Source organism: Brevibacillus sp. NRS-1366 (genome assembly GCF_050467985.1).
Map to the genome: position 1 here is coordinate 85,862 of NZ_JBITPN010000016.1, position 16,430 is coordinate 102,291.

Here is a 16,430-nt window from a genome sequence, read left to right on the forward strand (position 1 = left end):
TGACGACGATGTACGCTGTTAAACCCGATGTGTTCCAGGTTGTTTCCGATTGCGCCCACCGTTTTCAAGAGGAGATTGAACTTTTGGCAGGGCGTCATGCGCTCACAATCGAGAGGGGATTTCCAGCTTTGGAACTGCAAGTTCATCCACAATTTCAAGCACTGTTGGAGTACAATTTGTGGGGGGAATCAGGAGTTGTTGCCATCCATGGCAAATTAAACTTGCGTGATGAGGCTAGCGTACAAACGGATTCTTTTTCCATTATGATGAAATTTTCTTTGTCTCACGATCCTGCTCTCGATATAGAAGCGAAGAAACAGCGCATAGAAGAAATTCTTTACGGAGAAGTGGATCTCTTCTGGAATATCCCGCCTGCCGGACATATCGGTCACGTTGAGCTTACGATTCGATTTATGTATCAGCCTGGTTCAGGCAGGCTAAGTGAATACGTTCGCAGTGTTTTGGGTATTGTAACCGGAAAGATGATGGCGGCGTAAAAGCGCGAGGTAGGCACAATGGCTCTCCGTCAAAGGAGGGCTATTTTGTATGAAGCGCAACTAAGGCCCTGCCTGCGCCAAGTTTTGTAATCGGATCGGCTGACAAAGGAGGAAATTATAATTGATGCGTTTATTCGTAGCTTTAGACATACCAAAGGAAGCTGCAGAATACATAGCTGACATCCAAGCGAGACTCAAATCCGAAATCGGCGCTGACCGCTGGCAATCCCTGACTAATTTGCATCTGACTCTCCATTTTTTAGGGGATGTGCAAGATGAACTGGTGCCAGCGATTTGTGAGGACATGGATATCGTCAGCGCGATTATCAATCCGTTTTCCTTGCAAGTCGCAGGGTTCGGGGCTTTTCCTCATGCCGACCATCCAAGAGTTCTGTGGCTGGGTCTGCGTGGGCAGACGAACCCGTTGAAACAGCTGCATCTCTTACTGGGCAAACGATTTGATCTGCATCAGGGGCTTTCTTATGATCGCAAGCTGTATAGGCCGCATATTACGTTGGCACGTGGACCCGAAGTGCGAGGAAATGGTCTGCCGCTCGATGAGTGGAACGAACGCTATCTAGCAGAGGAACCGCCACAGTGGAAAGCCAGACACTTCCATTTGTACCGTTCTGAGCTTTTGCGTGCTGGAGCCGTACATACCGTAATTCATACGAGTACGTTTGATAAAGATCACAGCAAAAAACAAGCGGTGCCTGAATAGACTATGAAGAGTGTTCAGGGAAAGCCTTCCAGAAAGCGGTGGAAAACGAATGGGTGAGTTCACGACCGGCATTCTTTATCCACGCAAATACGAACCGAAAGTACTGATTGCCTTGTCCAAAATCGACCAATCATACTTCCACAGAAACGTAAACGGCGACTGGAATGCTTTTTTCCTGCAGGATGAGTGGCTGCAGACCTCATCGACCTTGCAATTTTTACTGCAACTGTCGAAGCAATTCGTGCCACTCCTTTGGTTTCATGATGCGGAAGACAACGGCTGGGGGTTTCGGCTGTTTGATGCCGGCTACGAGGTATCCTCTGCGACGATCAGCTACTCACTGGATGTCGAGATGGCGGAGGAGGAATTTGGCCGGCTGTATCCGGAGACGAACCTGCAGGAAGGCATCGCAGACAGCGAGGACGTTCGCCAAAAGTATGAAGAAATACTGGATCGGGTAGTGCGTTCGGAGTTGTATCGGCGAGAGGTAGGTAAAGGGATTACCCGGATCAAGCCGCAATCCTTTAACCGGATCACGGGACCAAAACAGGTGCAACAACTGCGCTCGCTCTTTGATTTGCAACTGCTGACTGACGTAGACGACGAGACGGGGGCTTCTTTGTTATACGACTCAGTAGACCTGTTTAAGGAGATTCTGGGAATCGAAGAAATGGTATGGGTCAATTACTCGTATTTGGCCAGCGGAGGAAGGGAGTGAATAGCATGAAAAAGGGCGGAAATGCTCCGCCTTTTTGCTATGTCTATGTATTCCGGTGTGCTTACTTGCCCTCAACGGACATTCCTTGCATTGGCTCGCTAGAATTGCCAGAGTTTCCGCATAAACCGATCACATCACCCGTTCCTACACGATCTCCGGGAGCAACTGTGACAGAAGCTTGCTTTAAATGGGCAAGCATGCTGAACTCTCCATGACCATGGTCAATCTCGACGAAGTTGCCTGCGGGCTGCTCTGTGTTCATCAAGGTTGTCAGAATTGGTGTTCTCCACACGAATTACAGTGCCAGCACAAGGAGCCAGGATTGGCCCGCCAAAGGCGAAGTAGCTCTCATTTATGAGTGAATCTCCAGCGAATGCTTGTCCGTTTTTCAGCATGATAAAATCAAAGGCGTATCGCTGGTTTTCGTATTCGTAATGGTAGTACGGATGACTCGGCAGGAGGTTTCTGTCTGTTACGATAAAAGGAAGAAAAACCCAGACCATGGTTGGCCTGGGTTTCATTTGGTCTTCAATTGTACACAAGTACCTATCCTTTTTTCCACTGTCCAAAAATCTCATCGACATCAAGGAGCATAATCAGCTTCTCGTTCATACGGGCGATCCCTTGTAAGTACTTCCCTTCGACTCCGGCGATGATTGGCGGTGCCGGTTCAATCAACTGCTGGGGAATATTCATGACCTCCGACACGGCATCAACGATAATCCCGATATTCAATCCTTCCAGTTGCAGATCGACGAAACGCGTATCATCCGTTTCTGCTAATGGTTCCAAGCCAAACATCTTGCGCAAGCTGATAATCGGCAAAATCCGTCCGCGCAAATCAATGACTCCCTCGACAAACGGAGGAGATTTAGGAAAACGGGTAACTGGCAGAGGCTTAATAATTTCACGTACTAAAGCGATTGAGAGTCCGTAATACTCGTTCCCCATTTTAAACAGGATGGATTGGGCAGACGCACCTTCCGTGTCCCATTCTGTGGCATTGCTTCTCCTTGTCAGTTCCATTCAAACATTCCTCCCCGGACCACTTACCATTCTATACCCATATTGTACCATGGACAAACCTGCCCAGTTAGGTTTTTCTCATGTTTGGCGATCAGCATGAGCCATTTTCTTTTGATAAAAAAGCCATAATAGGTAACAGACCGACAAGCTCTGCCAGTCAGTCTGTCCATTGGTCCTTATTCATTTTCCCAGCAGCCAGGAGGTTTAGGGCTCACGCAGCTCGTTTAGCGAGATTCCTTGCTCCAAGGCAAAGTCAAAATCGTCGACATCGTAAAATTGAACGGGCACGATATATTCCAAAATCCGATCCTGATAATCCGGCTGATCGGTAATCAGCGGGACCTCAAATCGTACGGACGTGAGCAGGAGCTGTGTCTCGACAGGATCAAAAATCTCTCCCCACATGGCGTTGTCCTCGACCTTGATGATCGTGAGGGTCACTCCATTCGGGAAAGTAAAAGGCACCTTGGACCAAGGGGCAATCAATCCTTTTTCCAGTCGCTTGCGGTTGAATGGGTCGGAAAAAAACTGGCTCATTTCCTGCATAATCCGGCGCACATACTGATCGTCGCCTGAGTAGGGCATGATAGGTTCTGGGCTTTGGATAAATTCGTCTAATTCATAGATTGTCGACGCGGGTATCAGGTATTCTACTGGCTGCGATGGTGCCATCAGCTCCCCGTAGATAGCCAGCATAATCGCTTCAATAACGAATGGTTTCGACATTTCGACAACCCTCCTCGTTACCATCATACTAAATATCTGCGATGGACAACAACCCCAGACAGGTAGGGGAGTGCAGGGCTGTAACCGATTGATCAACCAGATGAAGCTCGTCAACCGAACCAGCGGAAACAGGAGGGTATATAGAGTGTTTGAATCAGCTTTCTTTTCATCACTGCTACTCATTATTACGATTAATATTGTGCTCAGTGGGGATAATGCGGTGGTGATTGCTGTCGCTTGTCGCAAGCTTCTTGCGGATCAACGCAAAAAAGCGATTTTATGGGGGACTTTTTTCGCCGTCATTGTTCGGGTCATTGCCACGATCCTTGCTGTCTATTTGCTCCAGATCCCCTACCTGTATTTGGCGGGGGGCATCATTCTTCTGTGGATCAGCTACAAACTGCTGCGCGAAGAGGAGGAAAGCGAGCAAATAAACGCCAGTGATGACCTCGTCCAAGCTGTCAAAACCATCGTGGTGGCGGACGTCATGATGGGGTTGGACAATGTACTGGCGATTGCGGGAGCAGCCAAGGGCAATATCCTTTTGATCATCCTCGGCCTTTTCATCAGTATACCGCTCATGGTCTTTGGCAGCCAACTGATCCTCAAAGCGATGGAGCGCTACACGTGGCTAGTGTATGCCGGTTCTGCCGTTCTCGCGTTGGCTGCAGCCGACATGATTTTAACGGAGAAAGTGGTAAGCGAATGGATCTCCGGGCAAGGCTGGCTAGAGGTTACTGTAAAGATTGTGATCGTAGCCCTCGTCCTTTTCTTAGGTGTATGGCAGCGCACACACGCGAGACGAGAGGAGCAGCATCCATAAGTACACGCAGCCATTCTTTTTCGTACAGGTCAATAGGGTGTCCATTCCCAAGCGAACAAGCCGTTTGATGTAACGGGGCATCCATTGTACCCCTGAGTCCAAGAGGGTGTCTCCGTTTTTTGGAAACACGCTTTTGGCTACAACATCTCCCGGCTTGACTGAAGGAATATGCATTTTTTCACAACGAAAGCCCCTGTCCTTTTTGAATGCGATTAGTCCTGTTTAGTATGAACTTACCTAGTGCAATTAGATTTACAAGTGAAGGAGAGAGACTGCCTTTGGCTATTTCGACGATAGTGTTTATTTACTGCTCTGCGGTGCGGTCTGATCGCGTGAACCAGCGGAATGGATTGAGCGACCAACGCGGCTCGTAGCGAGCATAGCGCTCTTTGCGCCGAGTCAAGCGTTGCTGCATCAGATCCATTTCAAAGGTAACACGGCGCATCTCTAAACGAAGTGACTCTTGCATTTCTTCGATATCCGCGATTTTTTGCAAAATGGTTGATTGCATATGATTTAGAGAAGAGAGCTGGGTCAGTTCGTTCTGAAATTGCATCAGCGTCTCATGAACGGTCAGTTCCATCTCACGCATGCCAGTCGTAAGCTGATTCGGCGAGCCTACCGTGACAGCTGTTTCTTCGGTAAGAGAAAGCTCCTCGGAAAATAGCATCTCTTCAGAAATTTTTCCTTCTTCGATGAATTGCCGCTGAATTTCCTTGAGGGAGCTGTTTCCGCTATCTTTTCGTTCCTTTACTTCTTTTAGTAAGATAAAGCCTTTCTCACTGATCAAATAGTGACCCTGCGGATTTTTCAGTCGTTCCTGTACGGGTACAAACAAGTCCAGCCAGTTACGCAGCGTACGAACATGTACGTCAAGGCGATCAGCTACCTCTTTCGAAGCCATCCAAACTTGTACATCCATCCCGAATCACTCCTTTTTTTCCCCTCAGTATTCCCGGTGGACTCATTATAGCACCATTTTTTTCCGGGAAAGGCAAAATCGACAAAGGTTCTAAAAACTAGTGATGTTTCGTCCGATTCGGACAGACATGCGTATTTTGTCAAAAAGCAGATGTGAAATCATAATGACCCGGACAGGCGCGTACATATGGAAGGAATACACGTCCATACCCATCGGTGAGGAGAGGACCGTTCGTATGCAACCTGACTTTTGGATCGTTTTGGTGTCTGCGGCTGTCGCGAGCAGTGTCGGTGGGCTGTTGTTATGCTTGCGTGCATGGTCTTCGCAGGCTTTATTTGCCATGATTAGTGCTGGAGCGGGGCTGCTTTTGGCAATTACACTGTTGGACTTGGTCCCGCATGTTCTGGAAAAAGAAGGGCAGCGGGTTATGCCTTTTGTATTGGTGGGCTTTGCAATTATGTTTGCTCTTGAATTGATCGGGAAAGCGGGGAAAAAGGTTGGCTCCAGTGGAGTTATAGGTGTTTTGAGTGGCTTTTTATTGCATGCATTTGTGGAGGGCGTGTCGTTGATCGCCAGTTTCCAGTTGGATACAGATGTGGGGATGTCGGTTCTCTTGGCTATGCTTTTGCATAAAATACCGGACGGGGTTACGGTTGCTTCACTCTTGCTTGCCGCTACGCGCTCTCGTCGAAAGGCATTTTGGGGAGCGACCTCACTTGGAATCGCGACCCTCATCGGGGCTGGCAGTGTCGGAGCAGTAGAGCTGATTTTTCCTCCGAATTGGTCCAAAGTAATGCTGGCGATCACAACGGGGATCTTTCTCTACGTATCGACGGCCCACTTGGTTCCCTATATCCAGCAGGCGAGAAGGGCTCAGCTCGGAGCCTATTTTTTGGGGGCGATTCTCGTTTATCTCGTGCTGACAGCGTATTTGAAAGGAAACCATGTACATGTATAAACACTCCCTTCTCTTGCCAGTCTAAAGAAAAGAATGACAATTTACCCTGCGAAAAAGGAGTCGAGACCAAAACGATGAAACAACCACATGAGCAAAGGCACACAGATGAAATCGTGCATATGCAGGCTGAATTCCCGACAAGTGGAACACCGCTGAATCCGATAGAAGAATCATGGGTGTTATTCGACAAGAAATCGCCCTCGGTAGACCAGCCCGGAAGCACTGAGTAAGCTATTTTCCATCTTGCAGGAGGCTCTTTTCGCAAAACCCTTCGTCGTCCCTCTCGAAACCGCGGACAAGATCGGTTATAATGGCAGGGGAATATGTTGGAAGGGGCCGATACATAATGAATACACTGTTGCAAGGAAAAAACATTGTGATCATGGGCGTTGCGAATCACCGCAGCATTGCCTGGGGAATTGCTCAATCATTGCATAAAGCGGGAGCTAATCTGATTTTTACCTATCAAGGAGAGCGTCTGCGTGAAAACGTGGCTGACTTGACAGAGAAATTGGGTGCCGAGTCGCTTCTGGTAAATTGCGATGTAACCAAGGATGAAGATGTGGAAGCAGCATTCGCTGTGATTAAGGAAAAAGTGGGGGTCATTCACGGACTTGCACACTGCATCGCATTTGCCAAAACGGAGGAGCTGGAAGGCGAGTATGTCAACACTTCACGCGACGGCTATGCGCTGGCTCAAGACATCAGTGCGTATTCTTTGGTGGCGGTAGCTCGTGCAGCTCGTCCATTGATGACAGAAGGCGGCAGCATTGTCACCATGACGTACCTGGGCGGCGAGCGTGCTGTTCCTAACTACAATGTCATGGGTGTTGCCAAAGCGGCACTGGATGCATCCGTACGCTACCTGGCTAACGATCTGGGGAAAGAAAACATCCGTGTGAATGCGATCTCGGCAGGTCCGATTCGTACCTTGGCCGCAAAAGGAATCCGTAATTTCAACTCTGTTTTGAAGGAAATCGAGGAAAAGGCTCCATTGCGTCGTACGATCGACCAATCCGAAGTGGGCGACACGGCTCTGTTCTTGTTCAGCAACCTGTCCAGAGGGATTACGGGTGAAATCCTGCACGTGGATGCTGGTTATAGTATCATCGGCGGCTAAAATGAATACCAGGCTCCTGTTCCTCGCATACTATACAAAACGGTCATAACCGTTTTCCCCTCTCATCGGGGGACAAAAGTGTTGACCGCTTAGCGGTCACATCCACCTTTCATGAAAAACGTCGAGACGTTTTTTACAGAAAAATGCGAGGAAGGGAGCCTGTTTTTATGTTTCCATTAATTACGAATATGGAAGAATTTTTAATTTACATGGGCGGTGGATTTCAGTATTTACCTGCCCATTTCGGCGATGAAACGGGAGGTTCTGGTCTTTCGGCCGAATCGTTCCCGGGGGATTCCGATACAGAGGCTGTGCCGGGCACGGGTAATCGCGACGTATAGAAGCCTGCGCTCCTCCTCCAACGCTGCGTTTCCACCTTTGCGCAGTTCGTCCAGTGTGTATTCATGAGGGAGCGCACCTTCGACCAGATCGGGTAAAAAGACATGATCATACTCTAGTCCTTTTGCTCGATGAATGCTAAGAACATGTACGGCTTCATCAGGGAGTGGCCTCTGCGTGCGCCACTCCTTTTCCTTTTGCGTCATTTGCTGGATGTAGTCCAAAAAGTCGCTGACTGTTGCGTGCCGCTTGGCTGCAGCCAGAATTTGTTGCAGCTCGTCGCTCCAGCGTTCCCGGCCATCTTCCCGGTCACGGGCTCGTTTTTTCAGATAATCACGCAGCTTACCATCCTCAAAAATCAGCTCCAGAGCTTGTGCCGGCGGGCAATCCCGACACGCGGTGAGAATTTCTGTAACCGCCTGCAGGTGCTTTCGCTGATACGGCTTCAACTGAGTGAGGAGAGGGAGCACGTGAAGTATCGGAAGATCCTCCAAAATCGCTTGGCTGCGTAATACATTCCACATGTCCGAAGAAATGTAGAGAGTGGGTAAAATTTCTTTCAATGCGTCAGTATCATCCGGATTGAGGGCGAGCCGCAAGTAATTCAGCGTCCAGCGTACAGTCTGCCGCTGATAAAAGGAATCTTCTTCTTGCGTGTAATGAAAAGGAATAGCCGCTTCGCTCAGTCGCTCCAAAATCGGTCGCGCCGATTCATTCGTCCGGTATAGAATGGCGCACTCGCCGAGAATCGCTCCCTGCTCACGTCGATGGATGATTTCGTCGACAATGCGCGATGCCTGTTCTTCCTCGTCGTCTGGCTCAAAAAGGTACGTATCTCCTTCTTCGTGATGAAAGGAGAGGCATTCCTTTGCCCAGCGAGCCCGGTTGTGACCGATCAACGAATAACCAAGGCTGACAATGGAGGAGTGTGAACGGTAATTCACTTCGAGTGTAATAGACTGCGCTTGCGGAAAATCTTTGGTGAAGCCCAGTATGTACTTAGGATCACTGCCGCGAAATCCGTAAATCGATTGATCGTCGTCTCCGATGACGCAAAGATTGTTTTGCGGAGCGGCGAGCAGCTTGACCGTTTCATACTGGATGCGGTTAATATCCTGAAACTCATCAATCATCACATGAGAAATTCTATTTTGATAGCGCTGCAATAGCTTTGTATCTTCCCGCAGCATCTCATAACAACCGAGCAGCATATCGTCAAAGTCGAACCAATTCTGTTTTTTCTTTGTCTCCTCGTAAATCGGATAAAGCGCTTGTGCCCGTTTTTCTGCGACGTTGTCTGCCTCGCGATAGGCGACATCATGCGGGAGGATGTATTCGTTTTTCCAGCGACTGACGATCCCGAGGGCTTCCCCAATGTCGTTTTCCTTGAGGGCAGTGAGATCGTCATGACCGAGTAGTGCCCCTGTCTCCCTGAGCAATCGCCACTTTTGCCAATCCTTTTTCAACAAGCGCTGCTGATCCCAGCGGTCAGGCTGATGATGCATTAGCATTCGATAAAAAATGCTGTGAAACGTACCGGCAATCAGCTCACGCGCCTGCTCTGGAGGAAGCTGCCTTGCAATGCGCTGACGAATCTCATCTGCAGCCTTGGTCGTAAACGTAACCACCATGATCTGCTTTGGCTCCACGCCAACCTCCCGAATCAGATGGGCGGTGCGTGCCGTCATCACACGTGTTTTGCCGCTGCCCGCTCCGGCGAGGATGAGCAATGGGCCTTCAGTCGTGTGAACTGCTTTTTTTTGACCAGGGTGAAGCGGCTCGTTCCAACTATGCTCAAGTAGATGCTGGATACTCTTTTTTGGCGTCAAACGTTTGCGAAAGATTGGCGGCTTTGGGGCCGGTGGAGGAGGTGTGACACCACTACTTGCGATCGCTCTTTTTTTAGGAATGCGAAAGGACCCAATCGTAACGGCGTCATCATCATCTTCAGCAGGCTCGTCCGTTTTTTTTGCATCGGAGTCGGCTGCAGGGAAGGCGAGGGCATCGCTGTCAGAATGGGGTGTGCTCGTGGTGAGTGATTGCTGGCTAGCATCGTCTGCTTGTCCCGTCTCGGGCTCTCCACGGAGAATCGCCTCTATGGATGATGCAGCCGTTTCGTCAAGTGATTGCAACCAATCCGTAGCAAGAGCTCCGTCATTCGTCAAAATAGGACAGACAGCCCCTTCCGGATGGGCAAAATAAGGTTCAAAGCTGATTCCTGCAATCAATCGAAGCGCTGATGCGCAGGCTGGACACCGTACCTGATCCTGCCGGGCAGCCATACGCCAAAACGGTATGCGATTGTAGGTCTCGGGTTGCAACAGGATGGATTTGTTGTCTAGTAAGGCATAGTTCATCATGACACCTCGAACAGATGATAAGGATGTTAAAAAAACCTTACCGTGGTCAATTCACGGAGGAGCGACCGCGGTTTTGCGGAAAGTTTTTATGCGTTCCGGAATGTTTAAGCAAGGTTGTATTTACACTGTGAAGCACTTAAACATTCCTACACGGTTAAAAAGTCCGGGAAACATGGCCGGTGTTCTGAAAGAAGAAGTGCCCCCTGGCGGCAGGGGACACTTGCCATAAACATTGTGTCGTTAGGATTGGGCGTGTAAAAGTATGGTGTCGTCGGGAAGGGCGGCAGGGTCATCTTCGCCCACATACGTGATGCCCACCCGTGTAATCCGATGATTTTCCAGCTCGCTGATGGTGAAGAGATAGCCTTGAAACATGACAGCTTTGCCTTTCGCTACTTCTTCATTTAGCTGACTGTAGAGCCAGCCTGCAATCGTGTCCACCTCATCCGAAACGACTTCAATGGTAATGTAATCATTTAGTTCGGTCAAAAGCGTCTTGCCAGAGACCGAGAGAGCGTTATTTGTGCTTTCTTCAATCTCGGGACGCTCATTCTCGTCGAATTCATCTTGGATATCACCGACAATTTCTTCGAGAATGTCTTCCATTGTAAGCAGACCTGCGGTTCCGCCGTACTCGTCGATAACGATCGCGAGCTGAGAACGGCGCTTCTGCATCAGACGCAGCACATGACTGATTTCCATCGACTCTGGCACAGTTAGAAGCGGGCGTAGAAAGTTTTTCAATTCTGCCTTGCCTGTACTGAGAGCAGAGAGGTAAAAATCGGATATGTGCACAAAACCAATCAGCCTGTCTTTATCTTCGTGAGCGACCGGGAACCGTGAATGGCGCGATTCTCTCATGATTTGGAGATTTTCGTCAAAGGTGTTGTCATCGTATAGACAAATCATATCAATTCGGGGAATCATAATTTCCCGGGCAAGACGCTCAGAAAATTCAAAGACGTTGTCTACCAGTGCCATTTCCGTCTGGTCGATATGGCCGCTTTTGTGACTCTGGTTGACGAGTAAGCGAATTTCCTCTTCTGTATGGGCGGAATCGTTTTCCGAAGCTGGCTGAATACCCAGTCTTCTAATGAAAAGATTCGCAGCTCCATTTAAAAACCAGATGAGCGGATAGCTCACTTTGTAGAAAAACATGAGCGGAGCAGCTGTCCAGAGTGAAGTTGCTTCCGCTTTTTGAATCGCCAACGACTTAGGAGCCAGCTCGCCTAGAACGATATGCAAAAAAGTAATGATGGCAAAAGCAATGGCAAGAGAAAGTGGGCTTTCCAAGTATTGAGGTAAATGGAAAAATGCTATCATGGGTTCGACGTAATGGGCGATTGCAGGCTCACCAACCCAACCTAGCCCAAGCGATGCCAGAGTGATTCCCAACTGACAGGCAGACAGGTAGGCGTCTAGTTGCTTTGTAACCTTTTGCGCGTAACGGGCACTTTTGTTATTGCCTTCGCTTACGAGCTGGGCCAGACGGGTTTGGCGAACTTTTACCAACGAGAATTCTGCTGCGACGAAGAAGCCGTTCAAAAGAACCAAAAACATCACGAGCAGCAGATTCAGCGTAATCTCCCCTAACGGACTCTCCAAGCATACCTCCAGCCTCCCGCAGTGCGAAAGGCGGAGAATTCACCTCCGTTATTATGATCGTGTATGAAACTGCATAACAATGGCCTCTGCGTCTGTATGTAGCTGCGCTAGAGGTCTTTATCATGTACTCTCAATGTACGAATCAAATTCCGTAAACATTCGTATCTTCCTTGTTACAGGATAGTATACCAATAGGTCAACGGAAGAGTCAAAACGTTCCGATTTGCAAAAGTGCATTCGAAGTGTCGCTGGACATACCCGACTGCGGAGAATCATACACATAAACGAGCAACTGTCCAAAGGGGGGAGGAGAGTGAAGTGGCTGCACAAAACCGTTGCGATTCTTTCGGGTAGCCTTTTGGTCGCAGTGGGGGTCAACCTTTTTCTCGTTCCGCACCGCCTGATGGATGGTGGCATGATTGGCATTGGTCTTTTGGCGACGTACTACATGCAATTGCCTCCCGGACTGGTGATGATCTTTGTCAGTCTCCCTGTGTATGTAATCGTATTCTTTTATGACCGAAGGCTGTTTTATCACAGCTTTCACGGGATGTTGATCTCCTCCTTTTTTATTGATCTGCTGTCAGATCTACGTCAGTGGAATCTGTGGTCGACGTCCAGTTCTGCTGTCACCGGGGGAGTGATGATCGGGATGGGGGTCGGCCTAATGCTTGCCTACGAAACGAATACGGGTGGGACAGACCTGCTGGCGCAGTTTCTCGCCAGACGATTCAAAATGCGCATTGCGGTGCTGATCCTCGCAATTGACGGGATGATTGTGGCTGGCTCGCTGCAAACGATCGGAATGGAGCGAACCGTTTTTTCGCTGCTTACGATTACGGCGGTGGCTGCAACGACTCATATGTTCAGTGGAGTGGGGCAAAAGCGGCCTCCGTACACCGTGATTGGGCCACTTGGCTCTCTTTCCCGTTTTCGCATCATGTCGACCCAGCACTTATCTCGCCAGAAGCAGGAGCTAGCCGCCGATTCATCAACAGATTGGAAACGCAGGAAGGGGAAGGCGGTTCTTTTGGAGAAAATAAAAAGGAAAAGGATGAAATGAGGGACAAAAACTTGTCTGCACATACACTGCAAATGATTACAGAGCGGGTCGGCTATTTTCCCGGTCATGTCAATATTGGTATGGTCATTGGAAATAGTGGGGCAATCCTAATCGACTCTGGACTCGACACCCAAACGGCAAAGAAAATCAAGAAAGGACTGGACGCCATCGCCCAGCCCTTGTGTGCCATCATACAAACGCACGCTCATGCCGACCACTTCGGGGGCAACGCCTATCTGCTCGGATGCTGGCCCGAAGCACAGGTATACGCACCGCCACTGGAAGAGGCAATCATTCGCTATCCAATCCTCGAACCGATTTACTTGAACATGGGGGCAGAACCACTTGCGGACTTGCGCAACAAATTTCTTCTCGGTCAAGCTTCGCGGGTGGACCACCTCCTTCCCCTGGAGGGTACGATCGAGATTGATGGCGTAGAATTCTCTATCCTTTCTCTGCCGGGACACAGCTGGCAACAGGCAGGGGTCGTGTGTGACGATATTTGCTTTGCCGCCGACAGTTATTTAGGCGAAGAGGTTCTGGAAAAGCACAAACTGCCTTTTCTCGTGGATGCCCATGAGACACTGCTCAGTCTAAACAAGCTGAAGGACACAAGCTACAGGGGATACCTGCCTGGTCATGGACCATATATCACCTCCCCGATCGAAACGCTGAACAAAAATATCGAATGGCATCGGAGAATCTATTCAGTTATCGAAGAGATCTTAGAAGAAGAGGGCACATTAGAAGAAGCGCTCGCTCTTCTATGTGAGCGTTTGCACATTACAATGGAGAACGCCTCCAGTTTCGTCCTGTTTCGGACTGCGTTCATGGGTTATCTCGTGGGCTTGCAAAAAGAAGAGAGAGTTGTCTACCGGTTTGTCCAAAATAGATGGCTGTGGAGCAAGACACTTGCAAACAATCAGGATGGAGCTGAGGGGGACGAGAGGTAGTCAGCAATTTCTGCGAGCTTGTGCTCCGCTGCTTCACGTACAGCTTTTGGAATGAAGAAGAGTTCCTCGGTAGCCGTACTCATGTAAAACTTTGCTTCCAAATACGGATGACCCAGCTTGACGGTGAGCTCTCCTTTTCCAGTCGTCGTGTTGGTAAAATTCGTCGGGATACGGAGAAAATACGTACTGCTGCTTGCGGAGTCGTACATGACGACATCATACGTGGGCATTGAGTCCCCACCTGATCGGCGAAAGCCCTGCTGTCGTAGCATCTTGTCGACATAGGAGAGCGGCTGCACGACACCGGTCAGGGTTTTGTTTTTTAACCGCATGGACATCCTCCTCGGCTCAACCTTTAAGAAATCGGGTTTGGTACCATCCTATGTGCGGTATTGCGAATTTACGACTTATAGAAAAAAGAAATGAGGGAGTGGTAGTACGATGAAGCTTCAGGCCGATTTACATACCCACACAAAAGCGTCAGACGGGACGTGTGAACCAGCGGAAAACGTGCGTCTGGCCAAAGAGGCTGGGCTGGCTGCCCTCGCCATTACGGATCATGACACGGTAGCCGGAATTCCTGAGGCGATGGAGACTGCGAAGAAGCTGGGGATCGAAGTGATTCCAGGTGTAGAAGTCAGCTCGGTTGGTCGTGGGCAAGATATTCATGTGCTCGGTTATTTTATTCCCTACGAGGACCAGGCATTTCAGGAGCGCTTGGTCGGCTTACGCGAGACACGCCATGAACGCAACAAGCTTTTGATCGCAAGGCTCCAGGAGCTCGGCATCCCCATTACGCTAGAGAACGTCTATCGCCGCAAACAGGGGACGGACAAAAATATCGGGCGTCCGCATATTGCCGAAGAACTGATCGAGCTCGGTATTGTCACCTCGATTGAAGAGGCGTTTGCGAAATACTTGGGCAAAGAAGGGGCGGCGTACGTCAACCCGCCCCGTATTACACCGCAGGAAGCGATCCGTTTGATTCAGGACGCGGGTGGCGTGGCCGTGCTTGCACATCCAGGGCTGTACGACGATGACGAGCTGGTGCAAGAGCTGATCGCATTTGGCTTGGACGGAATTGAGGTCAATCATCCAGATAACGCCGAGGAGCAAAAGCTGCTCTACATCAAGTGGGCAAATGAGAATGGTCTCGTCATGACAGGCGGCTCCGATTTTCACGGGTGGCGCGGAGAAGAGCCGTTTCACGCCATGCTCGGTTCTCATACAGCAGGGATAGATGCAGTAGAGCAGCTGCGGGAGAGTGCGGCGGAAAGAAAAAAATAGGTTCGACTTGGTCAGCAACCCCCTGTCTTCGAGCGTGTAAGAAGCGCTTATGACGGGGGTGTTGTGCTTCAAATAGGAGCATAGAAGGATCGTTTTTTCGCGAGATATGTTTAAAAACAACAACGTGAATCAAAGCAATGCAAGAACGAATGAAAGGCCGAGCCACAAGCACAGCGGACTGTACAGCCAGGTATCGTTGTGAGCGAATCGGGTGTGTCTCATTTTTTTGAAGAACCCTATATAGCGGAAATCACCTACTGCCCGAAGGACGAAGACTGCAGCACAAACTGCACAACCCAAGTACAAAAGCGCAGGCGGGAAAAGCTGAGAGAGATAGCCGCCCTGTGCCATGAGCAAATAAGCGGCCGACAAAAGCAATAGAGCGACAAGCATCGTTCCGGCAGTGCCAGGGGTAAAGAGTTGGCGGGTGTCATCTTTCGTGCGAGGGATGACTGCTTCTGCTCCCCAGCGCCCCCCTACTGCCCAGTACACATGGACCAAGGCAATGATGAGTAAAATGGCTGCAGACGATAAAACGAAAAAAGTGATCATACGATTACCGCCTCTCTTTTATTGAAACATACGCTATCGTATGTTTGGGATATAGAAATCTCCTGGCTGCGTTTTTTGTGGTCATCAACGTCGCCGAGAGAATCCTTTACTCCCAAGAAAGAAAATGAGCGATTGCGCTTTGAATATCTATTTCGGCATCGATTTCTGTACGCACTAACCAGCCTACGTACATCAAATAGGCGAGCTGGGCGCGCGATTTTGCCTCAGATAGCGGCATCCCTTTCTTTTGGTACAGTGTGGTCACGTAATCAATTCTGCGCTTTTCGATTTCCATCAGGCGTTTACGCAGAGCAGGGTTTTGCTTCGCCCACGTATACATGGTTGCTTCAAGTTTTTGCTCTTTCGTAAAAATGGCTCCCAAGAGTTGCTCTATGGTCTGGCTGGAGGAGTCCGGCGTTTGAATCATTCGTTCGGTGGCATGCTCCTCCCAGTATGTAATCATGGAATCAAGAAGTTCCTGACGATCTTGGAAATGATGATAAAAGCTTCCCTTGCTAATGTTCAGTTGACGGGCAAGTGCTTCCACACGTACACCGTCGATGCCTGCCTCCGTTAGCTTGTCGAGTGCTGCCTTTACCCAGTCGTCCCGCATGTATTGCATCATTTCACCTCCAAGATACGCTTGCGTATGTTTTGACTCCACCAGCATATTCCAGTCGGCCATTTTCGTCAATCAAAAAACACCCTTTCCATCGCCATTTTTTACGACGAGGAGGGTGTCTATTAAGAGATGGGCTCT

The 16,430-nt window shown here is 49.4% G+C and carries 19 protein-coding genes; 10 read left to right on the forward strand and 9 right to left on the reverse strand.

Annotation, left to right across the window (positions count from 1 at the left end; all coding sequences use genetic code 11):
* Nucleotides 1–8: 8 nt before the first annotated feature.
* The 3 genes from ACIFQN_RS08490 (at nt 9) to ACIFQN_RS08500 (ending at nt 1,936) form a co-directional block, all read left to right on the forward strand.
* Entirely contained in the window at nt 9–497 is a 489-nt protein-coding gene (locus ACIFQN_RS08490; protein ID WP_429832578.1) for a hypothetical protein, read from the forward strand.
* Nucleotides 498–621: 124 nt separating this feature from the next.
* Entirely contained in the window at nt 622–1,218 is a 597-nt protein-coding gene (gene thpR, locus ACIFQN_RS08495; protein ID WP_429832617.1) for an RNA 2',3'-cyclic phosphodiesterase, read from the forward strand.
* Between the two features lie 49 nt (nt 1,219–1,267).
* The gene (locus ACIFQN_RS08500; RefSeq protein WP_429832579.1) at nt 1,268–1,936 is read left to right on the forward strand and encodes a hypothetical protein; all 669 of its coding nucleotides are present in this window, start codon (nt 1,268–1,270) and stop codon (nt 1,934–1,936) included.
* Between the two features lie 61 nt (nt 1,937–1,997).
* On the opposite strand, the gene ACIFQN_RS08505 is transcribed toward ACIFQN_RS08500, so the two are convergent.
* The 3 genes from ACIFQN_RS08505 to ACIFQN_RS08515 all read right to left on the reverse strand — a co-directional run bounded on the left by ACIFQN_RS08505 (nt 1,998) and on the right by ACIFQN_RS08515 (nt 3,688).
* Entirely contained in the window at nt 1,998–2,228 is a 231-nt protein-coding gene (locus ACIFQN_RS08505) for a M23 family metallopeptidase (protein WP_429832580.1), read from the reverse strand.
* A 254-nt stretch (nt 2,229–2,482) separates the two neighbouring features.
* Nucleotides 2,483–2,962, reverse strand: coding sequence for a chemotaxis protein CheW (locus ACIFQN_RS08510; RefSeq protein WP_429832581.1), 480 nt, complete (start codon nt 2,960–2,962; stop codon nt 2,483–2,485).
* A gap of 204 nt (nt 2,963–3,166) precedes the next feature.
* Entirely contained in the window at nt 3,167–3,688 is a 522-nt protein-coding gene (locus tag ACIFQN_RS08515; protein WP_429832582.1) for an ADP-heptose synthase, read from the reverse strand.
* A 100-nt stretch (nt 3,689–3,788) separates the two neighbouring features.
* On the opposite strand from ACIFQN_RS08515, the gene ACIFQN_RS08520 reads away from it, so the two are divergent.
* Entirely contained in the window at nt 3,789–4,511 is a 723-nt protein-coding gene (locus ACIFQN_RS08520) for a TerC family protein (protein WP_429832618.1), read from the forward strand.
* Nucleotides 4,512–4,815: 304 nt separating this feature from the next.
* Here the strand turns inward: ACIFQN_RS08520 and ACIFQN_RS08525 are convergent, their stop codons facing one another.
* Nucleotides 4,816–5,433 (reverse strand): MerR family transcriptional regulator, encoded by a 618-nt coding sequence (locus ACIFQN_RS08525; RefSeq protein ID WP_429832583.1) that lies wholly within the window; start codon nt 5,431–5,433, stop codon nt 4,816–4,818.
* A gap of 235 nt (nt 5,434–5,668) precedes the next feature.
* Here ACIFQN_RS08525 and ACIFQN_RS08530 point away from each other — a divergent pair, with 235 nt between their 5' ends.
* The 3 genes from ACIFQN_RS08530 (at nt 5,669) to fabI (ending at nt 7,511) form a co-directional block, all read left to right on the forward strand.
* Complete coding sequence (locus ACIFQN_RS08530) at nt 5,669–6,391, forward strand: ZIP family metal transporter (protein WP_429832584.1); 723 nt, start codon at nt 5,669–5,671, stop codon at nt 6,389–6,391.
* 74 nt (nt 6,392–6,465) lie between these two features.
* Nucleotides 6,466–6,621: a hypothetical protein gene (locus tag ACIFQN_RS08535; protein WP_429832585.1), complete on the forward strand. Its 156-nt coding sequence runs from the start codon at nt 6,466–6,468 to the stop codon at nt 6,619–6,621.
* A 116-nt stretch (nt 6,622–6,737) separates the two neighbouring features.
* On the forward strand, nt 6,738–7,511 hold the full coding sequence (fabI, locus tag ACIFQN_RS08540) for an enoyl-ACP reductase FabI (RefSeq protein ID WP_429832586.1): 774 nt from the start codon (nt 6,738–6,740) through the stop codon (nt 7,509–7,511).
* 230 nt (nt 7,512–7,741) lie between these two features.
* Here fabI and ACIFQN_RS08545 read toward each other — a convergent pair whose 3' ends face one another.
* The gene (locus tag ACIFQN_RS08545; protein WP_429832619.1) at nt 7,742–10,207 is read right to left on the reverse strand and encodes a UvrD-helicase domain-containing protein; all 2,466 of its coding nucleotides are present in this window, start codon (nt 10,205–10,207) and stop codon (nt 7,742–7,744) included.
* A 243-nt stretch (nt 10,208–10,450) separates the two neighbouring features.
* Nucleotides 10,451–11,770 carry a hemolysin family protein gene (locus ACIFQN_RS08550; RefSeq protein ID WP_429832620.1) on the reverse strand — a complete coding sequence of 440 codons (1,320 nt, stop codon included), beginning with the start codon at nt 11,768–11,770 and terminating at the stop codon, nt 10,451–10,453.
* 358 nt (nt 11,771–12,128) lie between these two features.
* On the opposite strand from ACIFQN_RS08550, the gene ACIFQN_RS08555 reads away from it, so the two are divergent.
* Complete coding sequence (locus tag ACIFQN_RS08555; RefSeq protein ID WP_429832587.1) at nt 12,129–12,878, forward strand: YitT family protein; 750 nt, start codon at nt 12,129–12,131, stop codon at nt 12,876–12,878.
* Nucleotides 12,875–13,831, forward strand: coding sequence for an MBL fold metallo-hydrolase (locus ACIFQN_RS08560; RefSeq protein ID WP_429832588.1), 957 nt, complete (start codon nt 12,875–12,877; stop codon nt 13,829–13,831). Before ACIFQN_RS08555 ends, ACIFQN_RS08560 begins: the two co-directional genes overlap by 4 nt.
* Here ACIFQN_RS08560 and ACIFQN_RS08565 read toward each other — a convergent pair.
* On the reverse strand, nt 13,801–14,163 hold the full coding sequence (locus ACIFQN_RS08565; RefSeq protein ID WP_429832589.1) for a hypothetical protein: 363 nt from the start codon (nt 14,161–14,163) through the stop codon (nt 13,801–13,803). The genes ACIFQN_RS08560 and ACIFQN_RS08565 overlap by 31 nt on opposite strands.
* A 109-nt stretch (nt 14,164–14,272) precedes the next feature.
* Between ACIFQN_RS08565 and ACIFQN_RS08570 the strand changes: the two genes are divergently transcribed.
* Nucleotides 14,273–15,118, forward strand: coding sequence for a PHP domain-containing protein (locus tag ACIFQN_RS08570; protein WP_429832590.1), 846 nt, complete (start codon nt 14,273–14,275; stop codon nt 15,116–15,118).
* Between the two features lie 129 nt (nt 15,119–15,247).
* Here ACIFQN_RS08570 and ACIFQN_RS08575 read toward each other — a convergent pair whose 3' ends face one another.
* Complete coding sequence (locus ACIFQN_RS08575) at nt 15,248–15,670, reverse strand: DUF3995 domain-containing protein (protein WP_429832591.1); 423 nt, start codon at nt 15,668–15,670, stop codon at nt 15,248–15,250.
* 106 nt (nt 15,671–15,776) lie between these two features.
* On the reverse strand, nt 15,777–16,355 hold the full coding sequence (locus ACIFQN_RS08580; RefSeq protein ID WP_429832621.1) for a TetR/AcrR family transcriptional regulator: 579 nt from the start codon (nt 16,353–16,355) through the stop codon (nt 15,777–15,779).
* Nucleotides 16,356–16,430 lie beyond the last annotated feature (75 nt).

Bases quoted from the DNA above. Each gene is read 5' to 3' on its own strand.
- ACIFQN_RS08490 (WP_429832578.1), top strand. From the start codon at position 9: ATGTACGCTGTTAAACCCGATGTGTTCCAGGTTGTTTCCGATTGCGCC.
- thpR (WP_429832617.1), top strand. From the start codon at position 622: ATGCGTTTATTCGTAGCTTTAGACATACCAAAGGAAGCTGCAGAATAC.
- ACIFQN_RS08500 (WP_429832579.1), top strand. From the start codon at position 1,268: ATGGGTGAGTTCACGACCGGCATTCTTTATCCACGCAAATACGAACCG.
- ACIFQN_RS08510 (WP_429832581.1), bottom strand. From the start codon at position 2,962: ATGGAACTGACAAGGAGAAGCAATGCCACAGAATGGGACACGGAAGGT.
- ACIFQN_RS08515 (WP_429832582.1), bottom strand. From the start codon at position 3,688: ATGTCGAAACCATTCGTTATTGAAGCGATTATGCTGGCTATCTACGGG.
- ACIFQN_RS08520 (WP_429832618.1), top strand. From the start codon at position 3,789: ATGAAGCTCGTCAACCGAACCAGCGGAAACAGGAGGGTATATAGAGTG.
- ACIFQN_RS08525 (WP_429832583.1), bottom strand. From the start codon at position 5,433: ATGGATGTACAAGTTTGGATGGCTTCGAAAGAGGTAGCTGATCGCCTT.
- ACIFQN_RS08530 (WP_429832584.1), top strand. From the start codon at position 5,669: ATGCAACCTGACTTTTGGATCGTTTTGGTGTCTGCGGCTGTCGCGAGC.
- ACIFQN_RS08535 (WP_429832585.1), top strand. From the start codon at position 6,466: ATGAAACAACCACATGAGCAAAGGCACACAGATGAAATCGTGCATATG.
- fabI (WP_429832586.1), top strand. From the start codon at position 6,738: ATGAATACACTGTTGCAAGGAAAAAACATTGTGATCATGGGCGTTGCG.
- ACIFQN_RS08545 (WP_429832619.1), bottom strand. From the start codon at position 10,207: ATGAACTATGCCTTACTAGACAACAAATCCATCCTGTTGCAACCCGAG.
- ACIFQN_RS08550 (WP_429832620.1), bottom strand. From the start codon at position 11,770: ATGTTTTTGGTTCTTTTGAACGGCTTCTTCGTCGCAGCAGAATTCTCG.
- ACIFQN_RS08560 (WP_429832588.1), top strand. From the start codon at position 12,875: ATGAGGGACAAAAACTTGTCTGCACATACACTGCAAATGATTACAGAG.
- ACIFQN_RS08565 (WP_429832589.1), bottom strand. From the start codon at position 14,163: ATGCGGTTAAAAAACAAAACCCTGACCGGTGTCGTGCAGCCGCTCTCC.
- ACIFQN_RS08570 (WP_429832590.1), top strand. From the start codon at position 14,273: ATGAAGCTTCAGGCCGATTTACATACCCACACAAAAGCGTCAGACGGG.
- ACIFQN_RS08575 (WP_429832591.1), bottom strand. From the start codon at position 15,670: ATGATCACTTTTTTCGTTTTATCGTCTGCAGCCATTTTACTCATCATT.
- ACIFQN_RS08580 (WP_429832621.1), bottom strand. From the start codon at position 16,355: ATGGCCGACTGGAATATGCTGGTGGAGTCAAAACATACGCAAGCGTAT.